We start from the raw sequence: 17198 nt of genomic DNA on the forward strand, positions 1-17198 counted from the left end.
TCTCTTCCAGCGGTGCTGCCCATCGGCTGCCCTGAGTCAATCAACTTCTCATATCTGGAAACTGGGCTGTGGCCACCAATCGAATTTGCAGTGTTCTCGGAATTTCAAAGCCTGTCATTCAGGCCACGCTCTCATGACTGACGGATGCGCGCCTGATGGCCGCCGACGGCCTGCAGGGCTGGCCCCAGCGCAAGCGTCGCGGGCGGTGCGCAACTCCGGCCATGACAGCGCCGGGCGTGGTCAAACTGCTTGAACGCGATTTTCTCGCGCTGGAGCCGGAAACCGAGTGGGTGACAGATATTACCGAGATCAAGACCCGACAGGGCAAGCTGCATCTGTACGACCAGCGCATCGTGGGCTGGTCAATACACGATCGACAGGATCGCCAGATGGTGACCCGGGCTGTGCAGATGGCGGTGTGGCAGCGTCAAGGAAGCGATGAGGTAATCCTGCATTCGGGTTGAGGCAGCCAGTTCCGCAGCCCGACTACCAAGGGCATCTAGCGGCTAACGGGCTGATCTGCTCGATGAGCGCTGTGGGTCATTGTGGCGACAACGCGGCCTGCGAAGCCCTCTTTGGGCCACTCAAGCGTGAGCGGATCTATCGAACGAACTGCGCCACAAAGTATGCAGCACGAGCGGATGCGTTTGACTACATAGAGCGACGCCATAACCCAAGGATGCGACGAAGGGTCGCCAGGCAGGACCAGAAGGTTGCAGCTCTTTTAGAACCGTCCGTGATATCGGGGTAGAACCCCGCGGTTGAACAACCCGCTCGGCTGCGCAGGGAAGTGATGTCTTCTTCTGGCCTTCTTCAGCGGCACGGGAAGGGATCACCGGAAGCTCGGAAGGCCGGAGAGCGCATGGCCTTTGTAATAACAACTGCGGTCCGGGCGCACTCTCTAGCGATCTCTGCCGAAATGGCGAATCTCTTCAGAACTTCACTTGCTACGCCCCGCTCGCGCATGCCGCTCTTAAGCAGGGTCATGGACAGGGCCATAATTCTGCTCGCCATGTTCCGACCCGCAAGAAGGTCCTGGCCAGGTTGCCTCTGAAGATCTAGGTAGACGCTGAATGACGGCGCACGGTGGATAGAACTTTTTCGTTTAGAAACCAACAATAAGCTAAGGAACTGCTGGCTAGGGAAGACACGCGTATTGGCCTTGCAGAGCGCGTGGAGCACGACTTCGAATTTCCTCGCCTGAGCCCCCCAGTCCTCTAGATCAAAGGCGATCTCACCGTCCACCTCATGGCTTGGAAACAATGAAGTCGATGAGGCCGGAACTGGTTCGGTCAAAATTCCGATAATGTCAACAGATTTGATGGCGGATAGGTTGAGTAGCGTTCTGAAAGTGGTAGTAGTTCGTCTGAAGCGAATTGCATCCCTCCAGAACCTGTTATGAACGATCTTCAGCCTATCCAATGTCCCATCTTGAAGGAGCCCATCAAAGAAACGTTGATAGTTCTCCGCAGGAATAACCACATCAGGGTTGGTTGCGGTCCAGCGTACGACGTCCTCGATCGAGGCGTTGGCCCAGGACTGAAGTGCGCTCGGCCTCTCGTGCGTGGTTGCGCGCGCTAGGCTGCAACCGCAATAGGCGCACGAGGCCGCGTTGCCCCTTCGCAACTGTTGACTGTTGCCGCATTCTTGGCAGCGATCAATGATTCTGACTGAGTGCAAGGAGCAATGCGAGTAGTGAAGGAAGTTCCAGATGAGCCTCTCACTTAGACCGTTACTCTCGCCAGCCTCCAGCAGGCACTCAGGACACCAGCGGCGATTGATGCCAGCAAGGCCGCCATCCCGCATCTGCAGGACATTAATGAAAGGCGAGAGCGTGCAGCCGACCAGGCGTTGGTTAGTCAGCTGCTCTAGCGCGCGCGCGCGGTTAAGGCTCACCTGCCCTGGTCCCACGAAGCTATTTCGCTCACTCAGTCCATTTCTTGGCTGACCCGCAACTTTGTCAAGCACTCCTGCGAGGTGTGTCTTTGTAAACCCGGTCGTTTCGCACATCCTCTGGAAGTACCCTCCAAGTGACTCAGTCTGGGCGGTGGCTCCGTCGATCGGTGCAATTGGCGGCAGTGCTGTCCACCGATACCGCATGTGTGCCGTAGTCATTTTCGCTCTACTCCCCCGTACCCATGCGCTTCAGGAAGTCAGCAATTCTCTTCTCACCATTCAAGGGCCTCTGATCCGCAAGCTTGTTGAAGGCCAGCACGCTGCTCCACACGGTTCCAAGCTCCTTCTCGCTTGAGGAGCTGGCGTGCAAGTGCGCTTCAGTGATGCTGTTCGCTCCCTCATTCTTTCGGCGGAGCTCAGCCCTATGGACGACGTCGATAGTGGGGCCGAACACGCCAGCACCATTGGCGTACATCAAATCAGTATTCTTAACGAGGAGCTTGGGATCGGACAGGTTGAAGCTCTGCCCGATACCCTTCAGCACTGCAACGAAATCCCGCTCGTCTTGGGAATTCTTCAGGTTATACGGCCGGATGTAGACGAACCGGGATCGATTCCAGACGTCGGGGTGTCCCGCCCACAAACTCTCCGCAGTGTGGGTAGCCAGCATCACTATGACGCAGCCGATTTCTTCAATCAGTCGCACAAGGTTCGACATGTACCCATAGCTGGTTTGATGAAGATGCACCATCGTCAAGGTTGCCGCTTCTTCCAGGAAGATGTACTTAAGTTGACGTTGTTTCGCCACAGATTCGAAGCTGTGCTGCAATCTCGGCTGCGACTGCGTTGCCCTCACTCTCCTCCACAGCTGATTGTTTACCTCTGCCTCCGCCTGGACATGGTGCGCATCAGTACTGACCGATCGGTCCTTGTTCTCCAGCCAGCCGAAGTCTGGTTCCACCACAGCGTGATGGAGGCGCAGCGTGAGATCCTTGGAGTTGAACTTTCCCCGATCATTGGCCATTGCACGCACCGATATCAAAGGAAGCGTGCCAGCTGGCCAGAGGCTCTGCTTCCCGGCAAGGACGGGAAGAATAGCTTGTCTGATCTCACTCTTGCCCGAGCCAGAAGGAGCCAATGCCCAGACGAACGTACCTGGGCGCGCACCTTGGATGGCATTCAAGAGTTCGGAGTAAGCCGTCCTCATGCGGCTATGATTCACAAAAGGAATTCCAGAGTTGCTGTCCACTATCGGTTCCTGTGAATTTGAATGACTGGCGCGGGCTTGCCCCCAATTGCACAAGCTACGGCGACTCAATATCGTCAAAGTCATCCATCGCTCGCTTCTTGATTCCGCGCAGAGCGATCTCGTCAAGAGCGTCATTTGATTGAGAAGGGAGGCTACTGGAGTCCGCCTCCCCCGGCTTGGGTTGAGCCGCGGTGTTGGGCTTCGCGTTCGCGGCTGCCGTACGCATCGCCTGAGCGTGCCTCGCGCTCTGCTTTGCTTCGCGGAGCGATGGCGCGTAGAGCTGGTCATACATACCTCTGAATGACCGCTCAATCAGGGTGGAATTAGCTAGAGGCCCGATCAAGTTGCAGAACGCCTTGAACAGTCCACGATTCGTCCTAACCCAGATGAAGCTCGGGTCCTCCGGGTCTGTTCGAAGCTGCTCAACATCGAATGACGCGTCGAGCTCCCTCAGTTCATTGGAGTGAAAGTACCGACCATTCACCTCGAACCCTCGTCCGGGTACATACTTGTTATTGCTGTGCGGGATCGCGGTTCTGAAGAGGAATTCTTCGTCAACCAATGCGTGCAGGCCGGCACTAGGAAAGAGAAGATCTGCGTGGGCTGCCCGTTCGGCCGGACTTGCGAAGCCTTGTACAGGGACGCTCGGGAAGTGCTCATAAAGCGTTTCCCTGGCAACCGTATGAACGGTTTCAAAGCGGTGCTTGGCAGTTTTGTAGCTCTTGAACTTCCCATCCACGCCTCGGCCCGCCTTGTCGGGATCGGTGCTACCGACAAGCTCATGGCTGACCTGGGAATTGAACCTTCCAAAGTAGCGTTCTACGTCCGAGTTGAACCTCGAACCTGCCGTTGGGCAGATATGGATTGAGAACTGATATCGCAAAGCCAGAGCAATGAGAAAGTGTGACTGATTCTCCGTTCCTCGATCGACAAAGATGCTGTTGAACAGTCGTCCATGTCTGCGGACGTAGTCACGTATCAGGATGGCCAAACCATCGCGCCGTGCTGGCCCGAAGACAATGGAATGCGCCATCGGCAGATCAGTCGCCTCATCTGTCCCTAGATAAATCAGAGGGGACTCTGCGCTTGCTTCCATTCCATCGTCGCTCACCACCCTCACGTCGACTTTGGTACTGTCCACGTGCAGGACTGCATGTTTAGCTAAGGCTGTACCCGACCGGTCGCGCGCGTCCGAGCGCGGCCTTTGCTTTTGGTAGCCACGCATTCCCTGCGTTGCAAGGACCTTACGCAGCTCCAGGCGCGGATCAGCGAGCCTGCGTTCGAAGGCCTGGCGGCTCTGTGGCGACTCGCCGTCAGATTCACAGGCCTCCTTGAGCGCAGCGTATGCGTCCTTCTTCTGTGAATACTTGCCTGCGGCGTATGCGCGAATTGCCTCAGCCGTCCGCTTCTCCTGAACGGGGGTAAGCCGGCTCATTCGGTTTCCGCTTGCATGAAACCTGGTAAGGCACTGCTCGAGTTCGTTGTCACCTCTGCTTCGCGCCTCGATCACCTTCCGCGCTATCTCACGCAGGTGTTTGGGGACGGCTGTACCCTTCGCATGCGCGGATTGAATCAATGCGAGCCGCTTTTCGGCGTTGGTGGCGTCGACTAGCGTCGCCGTTGCGAACGCAGAGTTCAGTTGATTGCGAGAGTGCCTGGCAACCTCAAAGAAGTTGCTTCCTATCTCAATAGCCTGAGCCTGACTCAAGGTCAAAAAGAAGTTGCTCGTGTCCGTGAGCGGAACATGCTCAACTGGACCGAAGGCCCAGCGGGTTCCAAGCAGAAGCGCCGCTTGGCTCACGTTGAATCCCTCGATAGTCTCGATCATCCAATCGAGGCTCTTGGGGCCGTCGGCGAGATGCGCATGGATGCGTCTGCCCAAGGCTTGAGCCTCGTTGGCGGGTACCATACGCACCTCGTTATAGATGACCTGTAGGTTCCGGAGTGGCGTGTCGACGCGGGAGGGACTGAGCCACAGGACGTGCTCCATGCCGCGCTGCCTTGCCCAAGGGCCATAGGCAAGGTTCTGAAGATTTCCATCGACGTCGACCCATTCACCGGACTTTGCCGCAAGCAAGCTGTCACGAGCGGAGCCGGCCTTGCATTCGACCAGCTCAATGCGACGGGTGCGGACGACCAGAAAATCCAAGGTGCCGCTCCTTACATGATTGCCAAGTCTCACTCCCTTACAGGCAACCTGCGGGAAGTAGCCAAGCACATCCGGATCCAGCTCCAGAGTCAGCGCGAACATATGTTCAACGGTATGACTCTCCAGCGTGATGAGCTGGCCACACTTGACTGAGTTGAAGTGGGTCACAACGTTGTTCAGCGCGCCTTTTCCTGGCTTCCGCGCTGGACTCGAGCTAGCCATCTCAAGGATGTGCTGTCGCTGTTCGACAGTTAGGCCCTCATGCTCCCGCAGACGCTGGGCCAGTTCTTCTTGATTCATGGAACCCTGCCTATCTACTGGGAGGCGGGCAGCCGCCTCCCTCCCGGAATGCCTAGGGGTTGATTCTTATCGGGGTAAGGGGGTAGATTCGGCATAGCGGTTCTCATCGCTGCGCCTTAAACAGACCCCGGCCTGCCAGCCGGGGTTTGTCTTTTCTGCCCCAGAGAGTCTTCTTAGCTCATCTGGAGGACCTCCATGGGCAGATTGGGATCATTGAGCGGTCCGCCGACTGGTTACGGGATCTGCGCCGCGTGATGCATTGAACAACCATTGGGCGAGATCCCTGGATCGGATCATGCGCCCCTTCCTGCCGGGAATGGTCGAGGTTGCTATTCCCAGGCGGTTGTCATACGCCGCGCGCCTGGCCGCGCTGATGCTGTTGTAGCCAAGCAGCATCCACACTTCTGAGAGCCGGACATAGAGCCCGTACTCCTCCGCCACCTGCTCGGCGAGCTGGTCAGGAGTCGTTGCGCGAAGTGCTAGCGTTTGTATCGACAAGGGCACCATGTAGGCGAGCATCACTCACTCTCTTTCATATTGCAAACAGCGAGCACATCTTCTTGCTTGTGGGGCGCAGATTATCTGATCACGTATCAGATCATCTGATATGCATGCTGCTACAGCGGCTGGCATGTCAGATGATTTAGTACGCAATACAGTTTGTGGATTGCGCTAGCATGGGCATGCTGCCGACTGTTGAAAGAGATGTCGGCGCACCTGTAGGCGTGGGGTTGTGCTGCGCCACGATGTGCCTCTAAGGGAGGTTGATTGGAAGATGAGTACATGATGACCATCCCTACAGATGAGCTCAGTCGCGAAGAGCTTTCAGGCTCAGCATTGAGAGCGTTCTTCAACCTCGCTGCGCGATGGCAACTGTCCGGACCTCAGCAGAGAGCTTTGCTTGGAAGCCCACCCGATGCTTTTTATGAGGCATGGGCGCGAGGGGCCTACGAGCATATCGATGCCGAGGTCCTGGTGCGGATTAGCTATCTACTCGGCATTTACAAAGCTCTTCATATCCTTCTGCCTGACCCCATTCAGGCGGATGGCTGGATAAGGCGACCTAACATGGCGCCCATGTTTGCTGGTAACACCGTGCTGGATTTTATTTGTCGCGGAGGCTTGCGCGAACTTCGGGATGTGCGATCTTACTTGGATGGGCAGCACGTCAGCACCTAGGCAAGGGGTGCCATTTACCATGGACGCTGGAATACGGTCGTACTGCTGACTGTTGTTCATGCGCACCTGAAGCGGTCTGACTTTCGTGCAGGTCTGGCTAAAGATCAGAGGGATGTATGAGACCAACCATTCTTGCAATGGACCTAGAAGGAACGCTGATCTCAAATGCGGTCAGCCAGATCCCACGCCCTGGCCTGTTCGCGTTCCTGGAAGCGATGCGGATCAAGTTCAGTCAGCTAGTACTCTTTACGACTGTTCCGGAGTCAAGAGTGCGAGAAATCTGTAGGCTTCTCGTAGCGGAGGGTGTGGCCCCGAGCTGGTTTGGGAAGCTTCACTACGTTTCATGGTACGGACCAACTAAGGACCTGCGATTTGTTACATCTCACGCCGGGGAGGCCCTTCTGCTAGACGATCATGCGCCTTACGTACACCCCGGTCAGGAATGCTGGTGGGTAGAGGTCCCGTTGTTTGGCTCACCCTACGCCAACGATGACACGGGGTTGGATCTGGCGCGGTTAAGAATCGATGAGCGACTAGCTCAGCTCTCGCTTGGGGGAGGGCATTGAAGCAGCTCGGGAAGACTTCAAAGTTGAAAGGTTTCGCTTGGGGTGCAGTCAATTCGAATGCTATGACAGTGTCGCGCTCTCCCCCAATGACATACAGAACTTCCTTCTTGCGCCGCGCATGTGCCCGATGCAGCCGACACTAAACCGGCCTTGAAACGGCGCTAACAATGCGCGATGTGGAGGCTTAGGCAAAGGCATAGCGCTTCGCTGCGAAAGGGAGCGCTTGCAGCGGACATCGGCTTTTCGTCAAGCGGGGATAAGGTGGCTCGGTCGTCGACAAGGTCTCAACCATGTCTCAACCCAGTCGTTTGCAGGACTTTATGCCCGCTACAACGCCCGGACAGATAAGCGGGAGATTGATATGCAGCAGAACAGTGCGATGGAGGGGGTTGCCGCGCGGTGGCCAGAGCGGATCTGGGTGGTACGGCATGGCCAAAGCGCCGGAAACGTTGCGCGAGACCACGCTGAGGCAAATAACATCACCTTAATCGAGTTGGAACACCGCGACGCGGACGTGCCTCTCTCCTCGCTGGGGGAGCGCCAGTCGCAAGCACTGGGTGCTTGGGTACTGGGACTTGCCGAGCACCAACGCCCGCAAATCGTGCTGACTTCTCCATACATGCGTGCAAGGCAGACCGCCCAAGCCGTGGCCGACGCGCTTGGCCCTGGCCACCGTCTAATCATTGATGAGCGCCTGCGTGAGAAGGAGTTCGGCGTTCTGGACCGCTACACCTCCAGTGGCATCGTCGCTACCTTCCCGGAACTGGCCGCGCAGAGACGGCTGGTCGGAAAGTTCTACTTTCGCCCACCGGGCGGAGAAAGCTGGTGTGATGTCATCTTGCGGCTACGCGGCGTTGTCGGGGATCTCCAACGGAACCACGCCGGTGCACGCGTGATGATCGTCGCGCACCAAGTGATTGTGAATTGCATGCGATACCTTCTAGAAGGCATGGACGAGGATGCCATCCTCGACCTTGACCGCGAAGGCGATGTGCCCAACTGCGGGGTCACCGAGTACTACGCTGCTGAAGGTGGGCAGCTTGCCTTGGTGCATGCCAACTTCATTTCGCCTGAACTGGCCGAGGCCCCAACCACCGCTTCGTCGGATCAGCCCGCTGGAGCCAAGTAAGGTACAGCGTCGGGACCCGACCACCTAACCGCCATCTCTCTGCAGACATGCTCGCTACTCGTGCAGAACGTCCGGTTCTGGCCAGAAGCGGGCACTGAGGCAGGTTTCGGCCCGAGCGATGCTAGCCTCCAGTTTCGACTCCAGGGAGACCTCCGCTGAAGGGCTCGCTCCCGCCCTGTTCGTGGTGGGGGTATGCATGTGCTTGATACCCGGACGCAGCGGACATAAGATCGAGCGGTATCAGGGGATAGCCTGCCACAAGGTGCGCTGTGAATAATTCATTTGACCGGACTCTAGGGTCCGGCTACTAGGTAGTCAGGGTCTATGGCAGTAACTAATCCTCTGACAGAATAAGAGCTGGTCGCGCATAGGCGAGGCAAGTGGTCTGTAGCCGGAGTGCCGCATCGCGGCTGGACTTGCGTAGATATTGAGGATCTTGGAGAGCCGCAGATCGATTGCGAGATGTGCGAGTCGCAAACCATCCGCTACGTCCATCACATGGAGCACCCAGATTACCCGAACGTTCTCGAGGTTGGGTGTGTATGTGCCGGCCACATGGAAGGCGACCTGGCGGCCTCGCGAGCCCGTGAAGCCTCTATGAAAAGCAGCGCAGCAAAGCGCAAGCGTTGGACTGCGCGTGCGTGGAAAGTTTCGGCAAAGGGGAATCCGCATATCACTTCGGATGGATTCCGCATTACCGTTTACCCGCGCGGCGGAGAATGGGCCTGTACCTTGGCTGCGCTAGACGACTCAACTGTCCTGCACGCTCGCCGCAACTACAAGTCTCAAGCGGAGGCGAAACTCGCTGCCTTCGACCACATCACTCGTCTTCAATCCAAAGCTGGCGCATAGCAGTTCATTCAAGTTGAATCGCCACAAGGTTTTGTGGACTGTGATTGCTAGCATACGCGTAGGTTCCGGCCGAAAGCAGACGAGCTGGCGCCGACGACGCGATCAGGAATGCTAGGGCCCCTATTCGACCCGAAGCGAACACTGCCATGGATGCGAGGTGGCTACAGACAGGCGATCCACCCAAAGGGTGCGGTCCGGGTTGAGCATGATTTCCACGACGTCGGGGTCTTCGAGCGCGGTGGCGATCAGCGGCCCCATTGCCGTGCGCAGCATCTGGATGCGCCGGTCGAGCGACGTGGCGCTCATGGATTGGGGAACGGCGCTCATGACGCACGCTCCCGTGCTTGAGCGGCTGCCGCTGCGTCCTCCATCCGCATCGGGTCGGGGTGCAGTTCCTCCACCACGTCACGCACCAGGCTGCGCCCGCGCATCAGGTGGCGGCCAAGCTGCTCGGTGAACTGCTCGAATCGCGCCTTGCCCTGCGCGCGGGCCGCGTCTTGGTGCGCTTCGGGAACCGGCGTGCTGACGGTGAGGTAGTAGCGGATGAACAGCGCCAGCGTTTCGATGGCGATGTTCTGATCGCGCTCCATGCGCTCGGCTTGGCGCGACAGCCGATCCAATCGCTTGGCGATGGCTGCCTCGCGCTGGTCGGCCGCGTCCGGCGACAGCCAGGACGCCAAGGCGGCGGCGACGATGCTGGATTTGGACACGCCTTATCTGCTGCGGGTGGTCGTCAAGAACATGGCTCACTACTCTCGCTTCGTGCTCGACACGCTGCTCAAGCACCCCAGCGTGCAGGACTGCAAGACAAGCTTCGTGCTGGATCGGGTAAAGAGCACCACGGCCTTGCCCCTATGAGCATTCGGCCGATTGGTGTAGCGGGGATGCAAATAGCGCTTGACCTTCCAACCTTGGCAAGGACCAGACTTCAAACACCCAAACCCGAAAGGAGTTTTCCATGCAATTCCATCTCGAAGACATGACCTGCGGCGGCTGCGCCCGCACCGTTACGAAAACGATCCAAACGATCGACCCCAACGCTAAGATCGTCACGGACCCGCCGACCCGCCGTGTCGAGGTCCAGACCTCGGCCTCGCAAGAGCAGATCGCCGCGGCCCTGAGCGAAGCTGGCTTCCCGCCGCGCGCGTAGTAACACCGCGTCGTGGCCGGCCTGCACACAGGACAACCGATGCGAGCACGTGCGCTGTGCCGTACCTGGCGCGGCGCTCAGTGCATCCCAAGGTAGGCGACCTTGGCCCACATCCACAGGGCCATCGCCACCATCATCAGGTTCTCGGTCAGGGACACAAAGCCCAGCGGCACGTTGCTGTCCCCGCCCACACAGGCGCACTTGAGTTCCCGGCGATCGACATAGACCGCCTTGAAAACCGACACGGCCCCGACGGTCCCGATGAACAGCGCCAACGGAATCGACACCCACATCCCCACGCCCGCGACCATCAGGACGCCTGCGATGGCCTCCGCGAACGGGTAGAAATAGGCATACCGAACCCAGCGCTTGGCCAGCAGGTCGTAGTTGAGGAACATCGTCGCGAAGCCGTCCACGTCCTTGAGCTTCTGCAGCGCCAGGAGACACATGGCAAAGGCCACGAACCACTCTGCCGCCTGAATGCTCCAGAGCTGGCCGAAGGCCGCCCAGCTCGCCGCCAGCGCCATCGCGGCCGCCATGGCGAACAGCGCGATCACAGGGATGTAGGTCACGGCGTTCTTGTCCTTCACGGACATGCCGAAGAATTTGCGCAGGTCGTCGTAGCCGCCCACGCGCCGCCCGTTTATGAAGACCTGGGGCGTGGTCTCGACGCCATGCTCCTTCTTGAACGCATCCGTCTGCTCGCGGCTCGCCAAGTGTTTGTCCTCGACCTCGTAGCCCTTGCGGTTGAGCAGATCGAGCGACTTCAGCCCGTAGGGGCAGGTATGGCCGGGCATGACCATCCGGTAGAGCGTGGCTTGTTTGGGCGCAGACATGCTGGACTTCTCCTGTGGGACTTTTCATGGGCCGGCCGCAGCGCCGACTATCACGGATTGAAGGACTTTGACGACATTTCCAGCCTAACCGGCGGTGGTGCAAGGGGGTGTAGACATCTGGCTCGCGGGTCGGTCGTCAGGCTGCAACGCCGTCAGTCCTCCGTCTGCCAGAGCAACCCCGCCGCAGGCCGGCGCGCCCGCGGCGGCACGCTGGGTCCTAGTGGTTCTCCTTGGCATGGTTGATCGTGTATTTCGGGATCTCGACGGTCAGGTCCTCGTTCGCCACGATGGCCTGGCAGCTCAGGCGCGATTGCGCCTCTAGCCCCCAGGCCCGGTCAAGCAGGTCGTCCTCGCACTCCTCGACCTCGTTGAGGGAATCGAACCCCTTGCGCACGATGCAGTGGCAGGTCGTGCAGGCGCAGCTCATGTCGCAGGCATGTTCGATCTCGATGCCGTTGTCTAGCAGCGCCTCGCAGATCGAGGTGCCGACCGGCACGTTCAGCTCGGCACCCTCGGGCGCCAGTTCAGGATGGGGCAAGACGGTGATCTTGGGCATGTCTCTCCCGGCTGCTCAGTGCGCACGCGGCTTCGTTGCCGCTGCGTTGCCACTTGTACGCCGTGGCACGGCGCCGGTGCGCGCTTCGGGCTCGTCGTCGCTGGTATCGAGTTGCTCCAGCGTGTGCAGGATCGGGCAGTCGGGCCGTTCGTCGCCGGCGCAGCACCGGATCAGCGCCTTGAGCGTCTCGGCCATCTCCAACATGCTCGCGATGCGCCGGTCCAGCTCGGAGATGTGCTGCTGCGCCAGGCGCTTGACGTCGGCACTCTGGCGCGACTTGTCGTTCCACAGTCCCAGCAGGTCCGTGATCTCGGCCACCGAGAAGCCGAGGTCGCGCGCACGCCGGATGAAGTGCAGCCGGTGTACGTCGTCCTGGCTATAGGCGCGGTAGCCCGAATCGTTCCGGTCGGCCGGGGGAATCAAGCCGATCTGCTCGTAGTAGCGGATCATCTTGGCCGAGACCTTCGAGGCCTTGGATGCTTCACCGATGTTCATGGTGTTCCTCCTTTCTCAATGAGCGGTATCCGCCGCCAGCGGCGGCTGGAAGCGGCGCAGGCGCAGCGCGTTGCCGAGCACGAACACGCTGGACAGCGCCATCGCTCCGGCCGCGAAAATTGGGGACAGCAGCACACCGTATGCGGGGTATAGGACGCCAGCAGCTACCGGGATCAGGGCCGTGTTGTAGCCAAACGCCCAGAACAGGTTCTGGCGGATGTTGCCGATGGTGGCCTTGGACAGCGCGATGGCGTTGGGCACACCCTGCAGGTTGCCGGACATCAGCACCACGTCGGCCGACTCCACCGCCACGTCGGTGCCGGTGCCGATCGCCAGGCCCACGTCGGCCTCGGCCAGCGCCGGCGCATCGTTAATGCCGTCACCCACGTAGCCGATCTGGCCGTGGGTGGCCTTTAAGCGGCGCACGGCTTCGACCTTGCCCTCGGGCAGCACTTCGGCCACCACCTCGTCGATGCCCAGTTGCTTGGCGATGGCCTGCGCGGTACGCGCGTTGTCGCCGGTGATCATCGCCACCTTCAGGCCGAGCTGGTGCAGCGCGGCAATGGCCGCGGGCGTGCTGGACTTGATCGGATCGGCCACCGCGATGATGGCGGCCAGTCGGCCGTCGATCGCGGCGTACAGCGGCGACTTGCCCTCATTGCCCAGGCGCTCGGCCGTGCGAGCGAAGCCGCTCACGTCCAACCCCAGCTCACGCATGAAGCGATCGGCACCGACCTCGACACGCGCGCCGTCCACGGTGGCACGCACACCCATGCCCGTGACCGAATCGAAGTCGGTCATCGTCGGCAGCGCGATGCCACCTTCCACGGCCGACTCGACGATGGCGCGTGCGATCGGATGCTCCGAGCGCGATTCGACAGAGGCGACCTTCGCCAGCACCTGGTTGCGGTCAAAGCCGTCGGCAATCTCCAGGTCGGTCAGGACCGGGCGGCCCTCGGTCAGCGTGCCGGTCTTGTCCACGGCCACCACCTTGGCGTCCTTGAGCAGTTGCAGGGCTTCACCCTTGCGGAACAGTACGCCCATCTCGGCGCCGCGGCCCGTGCCGACCATGATGGAGGTCGGCGTCGCCAGACCCATGGCGCACGGGCAGGCAATGATCAGCACCGCCACGGCATTGACCAGCGCGAAGGACAGCGCGGGCGACGGGCCGAACACCAGCCAGACCAAGAAGGTCAGCACGGCGGCCAGCATGACGGCGGGCACGAACCACAGTGTCACCTTGTCCACCACGGCCTGGATCGGCAGCTTGGAACCTTGCGCCTGCTCGACCATGCGGATGATCTGCGCCAGCATGGTCTGACCGCCCACGGCGGTGGCACGCAGCGTCAGCGCACCCTTCTGGTTGACGGTGCCGCCGACCACGGTGCTGCCTTCCGCCTTTTCCACGGGAATCGGCTCGCCGGTGATCATCGACTCGTCCACGAAGCTGCGGCCCTCGGTCACTTCACCATCGACCGGCACGCGCTCGCCGGGGCGCACTTCCACGATGTCGCCCTGCGCCACGTCGTTGATCGGGATGTCCACGATGCGGCCGTCGCGCAGCACGTGCGCCTCCTTGGCCTGCAGGCCGACCAGGCGCTTGATGGCCTCGGAGGTGCGGCCCTTGGCCCGTGCCTCAAGAAAGCGGCCCAGCAGGATCAGCGCCACGATGACGGCGGCCGCCTCGTAGTACACGTTCACCGTGCCGGCCGGCAGCAGACTGGGCGCGAATGTGGCGACCATCGAATAGCCGAAGGCCGCGGCCGTGCCGACCGCGACCAGCGAGTTCATGTCGGGACCCAGGCGGAACAGCGCCGGGAAGCCCTTCTCGTAGAAGCGCCAGCCCGGAATGGCGAGCACCAGCAGGGTCAGCACGAACTGCAGATACCAACTCTGCTGGATGCCGATGGTGGAAGCCACCCACTCATGCATGCCGGGAATCATGTGCGAGCCCATTTCGAGCACGAACACAGGCAGCGCCAGCACGGCGGCCAGGGTCAGGTCGCGCTTGAGTTCGGCGCGCTCGGCGTCCTTCTTCTCGGCGGCTTCCTCGTCGGCCTGCGCGCCGGTATCCACCGGGTTGGCCTCGTAGCCGACCTTCTCGATGGCCGCGATCAGGTCCGCCACGGCGGCCACGCCGCGCACGGTGGCACGCTCGGTCGCGAGGTTGACCGTGGCCTCGGTGACGCCGGGCACGGCCTTGAGTGCCTTCTCGACGCGGCCCACGCAGGAGGCGCAGGTCATGCCCTCGACCGCCAGTTCGACGGTGCCAGCCGGCACGTCGTAGCCGACCTTCTCGACCGCCTGGATCAACGCGATGCGATCGACAGGACCGGCCAGGCGGATGTCCGCCCGCTCGTTGGCGAGATTGACGGAAACGCTGTCCACGCCCGGCACCTTGGCCAGGGCGGCCTCGACTCGGCCGACGCAGCTCGCGCAGGTCATGCCCTCGATGGGTAGGCTGATCGCTGCTGCGGTGGCACGAGCATCACTCGTTATTGGCATGCTCATGGTTGTTTCCCATAGTTGATATTCGACACGGGGGGAGCTTGGGGTTTACCATCGTGGGAAGGTCAAGCGCTTTTTTCGGGTACTGTCAGGTTTCAGAAATGGCCCGGCGCACGGGGGAAACGAGGGGCCTTGGTCGCCAGGCTCGCCCTGGTCCCGGGCTGTGCGCGCGCTCAAGCGGTCGCAGCCTCGTTGATCCTGAAGGGCACGAACAGCCGTTCGAGGGTAGGAATTTTTGAGAGATGACTCCACGCAAACCAGTCAGTGCCCCACCGAAGGGCCCAAGCACCGATCTGGCCTCCCTGTCACAGAATGACGTGACCATCCTGGCCGAGACTTTCCGGCTCCTGGGCGATCCGTCGCGGCTCAAGGTCATGCTGTGCTGCATGAAGGGGTCCACGTCGGTAAGCGACATCGCGGAAGCCGTCGAACTCTCGCAGTCGTTGGTCAGCCATCACCTTCGACTGTTGCGTGGAGCCCGTCTGGTCAGGGGCGTGCGCCAGTCCAAGCAGATCTTCTATGAGGTAGCGGACAAGCACGTGAGCCAGGTGCTGCTGGACATGGCCATCCACATCGTTGAGGACAACAGCGACGACTAGCCTTGGTGCGAAACAGCCCTTACCGCGTCCCGTGAGGCCTATCCTTTCGGTCAGATCCGGTGCAAGTCATCCACGACCAGCACGTGATGGTGCCCGCCTTGGTTCGCGTGCTGACGCAAGTGGGGGTGATCCGCCGACAGGTTCGGATGGTCATGGGCCAAGTCCGACGGGTCGCTGGCCGGCCACAGCCGAAGCGCCAGCGCCACGCCAGCCAGGCCGATCAAGGACATGACGACGAACGTCGATTGCAGCCCCGTGGCCGCGCCGAAGCGTCCGGCCAGCGGGTAGCAGATGAGCCAGCAGGCGTGCGACAGCGCGAAGTGGGCCGCGAAGATCGCTGGACGGTCCTCGGCGTGGGCCGAGCGGCGCAGAAGACGGCCGGATGGCGTCTGCGCCACGCTGTAGCCAAAGCCGATCACCAGCCACAGCGGCAGCAACAGCACATAGCTCGGCAGCAGTGCGCCGATCGCCGTGCCCACGACGAGGACAGCGGCGCCGGTGAGCATCGCGGGTCGGTCGGCTACTTTCTCCAGTAGGGACGGCAAGACGAAGGCGGCCACCATCGAGCCGCCTCCGAACGCCGCCAGTGCCCACGCCACCTCGACTTCGCCCAGGCCGAAACGCGCCTTCACGAGCACCACCGTGTTCACGAACACCATCGCGCCTGCCGCCGAGACGGCCAGGCTGATCGCCAGCAGGCCCCGCAGGCGTGGCGTGGCGAGGTAGATGCGCGTGCCGCGCGTCGTTCGCTCCCAGATGCCGCGGCGCCGGCCGGGGACGGACGTGGGCAACCGCACGCTGACCACGAGAGCGGCTGAAACGAGGAAACCGAGCACCGTTCCTGCGAACAGGTTGTGAAAGTTGATGACGGTCAGCAGCGCGGCGGCCAGCATCGGGGAAATCAGGCTTTCCAGGTCGTAGGCCAGCCGGGACAGCGACAGCGCCTTCGTGTAGTCCTCTTCGTCGGGAAGGATGTCCGGGATGGTGGCCTGGAAGGTCGGCGTGAAGCCGGCGGACGCCGCCTGCAGAACGAAGATCAGCAGGTAGATCTGCCAGACCTCGGTGACGAAGGGCAGGGACAGCGCGACGGCCGCTCGCACGAGGTCCAGCGCCACGAGCAGCGAGCGCCGCGGGAGCCGGTCGGCGAAGGCCTGCGCGACCGGCGCGACCCCCGCGTACGCCAGCATCTTGATGGCCAGCGCCGTCCCGAGCACCGCGCCTGCATCCGCGCCGGCCAGCTCGTAGGCCAGCAGGCCGAGCGCCACCGTCATCAGGCCGGAGCCGACGAGCGCGATCACCTGGGCGGTGAACAGGTGGCGGTAGGTGCGGTTCTTCAGCACGGAGAGCATCGGACGGCCTCAGAGCAGTTTGGTCAGCGCCTTCATTTCGGTCAGAACGGAGTCCTCGTCATGGGACAGGCAGTGGTCGATGTGGTCGTGGATCAGGACGCGCTTGGCCGCCGTCACCGCGCTTTCCACCGCCGCGAGCTGGCGGGCGATGTCGAGGCAGGTTTCTCCCCCTTCGATCATCCCGATGACGTGCCGCAGATGCCCCTCGGCGCGCTTGAGCCGCTTCACCAGGTCGGGATGGGTGGTGTGCTTATGCATGTCTTCCATGCTGAAATCATATCCCCCCAGGGGGGATATTGCCACTGGATGTTAGATCAACGGCTGCTTGCCAAGCGTGGGGAATGGTCGCCGAGCCAGGCTAAGGCAATTGCCCGGAGCGGCATCC

Annotated in this window: 15 protein-coding genes and 3 pseudogenes; 6 read left to right on the forward strand and 12 right to left on the reverse strand. The window is 61.1% G+C overall.

The features are described 5' to 3' along the window. Nucleotides 1-146 precede the first annotated feature (146 nt). Nucleotides 147-751, forward strand: a pseudogene (locus R5H29_RS11530) (IS3 family transposase); the annotation flags it as partial. Between the two features lie 62 nt (nt 752-813). Here the strand turns inward: R5H29_RS11530 and R5H29_RS11535 are convergent. The 4 genes from R5H29_RS11535 to R5H29_RS11550 all read right to left on the reverse strand — a co-directional run bounded on the left by R5H29_RS11535 (nt 814) and on the right by R5H29_RS11550 (nt 6113). Beyond that, nucleotides 814-2115, reverse strand: a complete 1302-nt coding sequence (locus R5H29_RS11535; protein WP_080356541.1) for a TniQ family protein — start codon at nt 2113-2115, stop codon at nt 814-816. Nucleotides 2116-2122: 7 nt separating this feature from the next. Next, nucleotides 2123-3145, reverse strand: a complete 1023-nt coding sequence (locus R5H29_RS11540; RefSeq protein ID WP_332329198.1) for a transposition helper protein — start codon at nt 3143-3145, stop codon at nt 2123-2125. Nucleotides 3146-3200: 55 nt separating this feature from the next. Beyond that, nucleotides 3201-5594, reverse strand: a complete 2394-nt coding sequence (locus tag R5H29_RS11545) for a transposase (protein WP_239684304.1) — start codon at nt 5592-5594, stop codon at nt 3201-3203. Nucleotides 5595-5804: 210 nt separating this feature from the next. Continuing rightward, entirely contained in the window at nt 5805-6113 is a 309-nt protein-coding gene (locus R5H29_RS11550; protein WP_049462213.1) for a hypothetical protein, read from the reverse strand. Nucleotides 6114-6362: 249 nt separating this feature from the next. Here R5H29_RS11550 and R5H29_RS11555 point away from each other — a divergent pair, with 249 nt between their 5' ends. Further along, entirely contained in the window at nt 6363-6773 is a 411-nt protein-coding gene (locus tag R5H29_RS11555; RefSeq protein WP_332329199.1) for a hypothetical protein, read from the forward strand. Nucleotides 6774-7700: 927 nt separating this feature from the next. Then, nucleotides 7701-8468: a histidine phosphatase family protein gene (locus R5H29_RS11560; protein ID WP_134950774.1), complete on the forward strand. Its 768-nt coding sequence runs from the start codon at nt 7701-7703 to the stop codon at nt 8466-8468. Between the two features lie 1017 nt (nt 8469-9485). Here R5H29_RS11560 and R5H29_RS11565 read toward each other — a convergent pair. Beyond that, nucleotides 9486-9647 (reverse strand): annotated as a pseudogene (locus tag R5H29_RS11565) (P-type conjugative transfer ATPase TrbB); the annotation flags it as partial. Beyond that, a pseudogene (locus R5H29_RS11570) lies at nt 9644-10033 on the reverse strand (CopG family transcriptional regulator); the annotation flags it as partial. The pseudogenes R5H29_RS11565 and R5H29_RS11570, both read right to left, overlap by 4 nt. A 28-nt stretch (nt 10034-10061) precedes the next feature. Between R5H29_RS11570 and R5H29_RS11575 the strand changes: the two are divergent. Next, on the forward strand, nt 10062-10178 hold the full coding sequence (locus R5H29_RS11575; protein ID WP_239684509.1) for an Lrp/AsnC ligand binding domain-containing protein: 117 nt from the start codon (nt 10062-10064) through the stop codon (nt 10176-10178). 100 nt (nt 10179-10278) lie between these two features. Further along, a complete protein-coding gene (locus tag R5H29_RS11580) occupies nt 10279-10470 on the forward strand; it encodes a heavy-metal-associated domain-containing protein (RefSeq protein WP_049462211.1) in 192 nt (63 codons plus the stop codon). Between the two features lie 77 nt (nt 10471-10547). Here the strand turns inward: R5H29_RS11580 and R5H29_RS11585 are convergent, their stop codons facing one another. The 4 genes from R5H29_RS11585 to R5H29_RS11600 all read right to left on the reverse strand — a co-directional run bounded on the left by R5H29_RS11585 (nt 10548) and on the right by R5H29_RS11600 (nt 14868). Next, nucleotides 10548-11306, reverse strand: a complete 759-nt coding sequence (locus R5H29_RS11585; RefSeq protein WP_049462210.1) for a MauE/DoxX family redox-associated membrane protein — start codon at nt 11304-11306, stop codon at nt 10548-10550. A gap of 217 nt (nt 11307-11523) precedes the next feature. Then, nucleotides 11524-11862, reverse strand: a complete 339-nt coding sequence (gene fdx / locus R5H29_RS11590) for an ISC system 2Fe-2S type ferredoxin (RefSeq protein WP_008786744.1) — start codon at nt 11860-11862, stop codon at nt 11524-11526. Nucleotides 11863-11877: 15 nt separating this feature from the next. Continuing rightward, nucleotides 11878-12357, reverse strand: coding sequence for a Cu(I)-responsive transcriptional regulator (gene cueR / locus R5H29_RS11595; protein ID WP_049462209.1), 480 nt, complete (start codon nt 12355-12357; stop codon nt 11878-11880). Between the two features lie 15 nt (nt 12358-12372). Then, nucleotides 12373-14868, reverse strand: coding sequence for a heavy metal translocating P-type ATPase (locus R5H29_RS11600; RefSeq protein ID WP_049462208.1), 2496 nt, complete (start codon nt 14866-14868; stop codon nt 12373-12375). A gap of 239 nt (nt 14869-15107) precedes the next feature. Between R5H29_RS11600 and R5H29_RS11605 the strand changes: the two genes are divergently transcribed. Further along, a complete protein-coding gene (locus tag R5H29_RS11605) occupies nt 15108-15464 on the forward strand; it encodes a metalloregulator ArsR/SmtB family transcription factor (RefSeq protein ID WP_049462207.1) in 357 nt (118 codons plus the stop codon). Between the two features lie 50 nt (nt 15465-15514). On the opposite strand, the gene R5H29_RS11610 is transcribed toward R5H29_RS11605, so the two are convergent. Next, on the reverse strand, nt 15515-16813 hold the full coding sequence (locus R5H29_RS11610; protein WP_049462206.1) for an MFS transporter: 1299 nt from the start codon (nt 16811-16813) through the stop codon (nt 15515-15517). A gap of 9 nt (nt 16814-16822) precedes the next feature. Further along, nucleotides 16823-17080, reverse strand: coding sequence for a metal-sensing transcriptional repressor (locus tag R5H29_RS11615; RefSeq protein ID WP_019396551.1), 258 nt, complete (start codon nt 17078-17080; stop codon nt 16823-16825). Nucleotides 17081-17198 lie beyond the last annotated feature (118 nt).

Source organism: Stenotrophomonas sp. A3_2 (assembly GCF_036624925.1).
Taxonomy (GTDB): Bacteria; Pseudomonadota; Gammaproteobacteria; order Xanthomonadales; family Xanthomonadaceae; genus Stenotrophomonas; species Stenotrophomonas hibiscicola.

Bases quoted from the DNA above. Each gene is read 5' to 3' on its own strand.
- R5H29_RS11580 (WP_049462211.1), top strand. From the start codon at position 10,279: ATGCAATTCCATCTCGAAGACATGACCTGCGGCGGCTGCGCCCGCACC.
- cueR (WP_049462209.1), bottom strand. From the start codon at position 12,357: ATGAACATCGGTGAAGCATCCAAGGCCTCGAAGGTCTCGGCCAAGATG.
- R5H29_RS11585 (WP_049462210.1), bottom strand. From the start codon at position 11,306: ATGTCTGCGCCCAAACAAGCCACGCTCTACCGGATGGTCATGCCCGGC.
- R5H29_RS11550 (WP_049462213.1), bottom strand. From the start codon at position 6,113: ATGCTCGCCTACATGGTGCCCTTGTCGATACAAACGCTAGCACTTCGC.
- R5H29_RS11535 (WP_080356541.1), bottom strand. From the start codon at position 2,115: ATGACTACGGCACACATGCGGTATCGGTGGACAGCACTGCCGCCAATT.
- R5H29_RS11575 (WP_239684509.1), top strand. From the start codon at position 10,062: ATGGCTCACTACTCTCGCTTCGTGCTCGACACGCTGCTCAAGCACCCC.
- fdx (WP_008786744.1), bottom strand. From the start codon at position 11,862: ATGCCCAAGATCACCGTCTTGCCCCATCCTGAACTGGCGCCCGAGGGT.
- R5H29_RS11560 (WP_134950774.1), top strand. From the start codon at position 7,701: ATGCAGCAGAACAGTGCGATGGAGGGGGTTGCCGCGCGGTGGCCAGAG.
- R5H29_RS11600 (WP_049462208.1), bottom strand. From the start codon at position 14,868: ATGAGCATGCCAATAACGAGTGATGCTCGTGCCACCGCAGCAGCGATC.
- R5H29_RS11610 (WP_049462206.1), bottom strand. From the start codon at position 16,813: ATGCTCTCCGTGCTGAAGAACCGCACCTACCGCCACCTGTTCACCGCC.
- R5H29_RS11615 (WP_019396551.1), bottom strand. From the start codon at position 17,080: ATGGAAGACATGCATAAGCACACCACCCATCCCGACCTGGTGAAGCGG.
- R5H29_RS11605 (WP_049462207.1), top strand. From the start codon at position 15,108: ATGACTCCACGCAAACCAGTCAGTGCCCCACCGAAGGGCCCAAGCACC.
- R5H29_RS11545 (WP_239684304.1), bottom strand. From the start codon at position 5,594: ATGAATCAAGAAGAACTGGCCCAGCGTCTGCGGGAGCATGAGGGCCTA.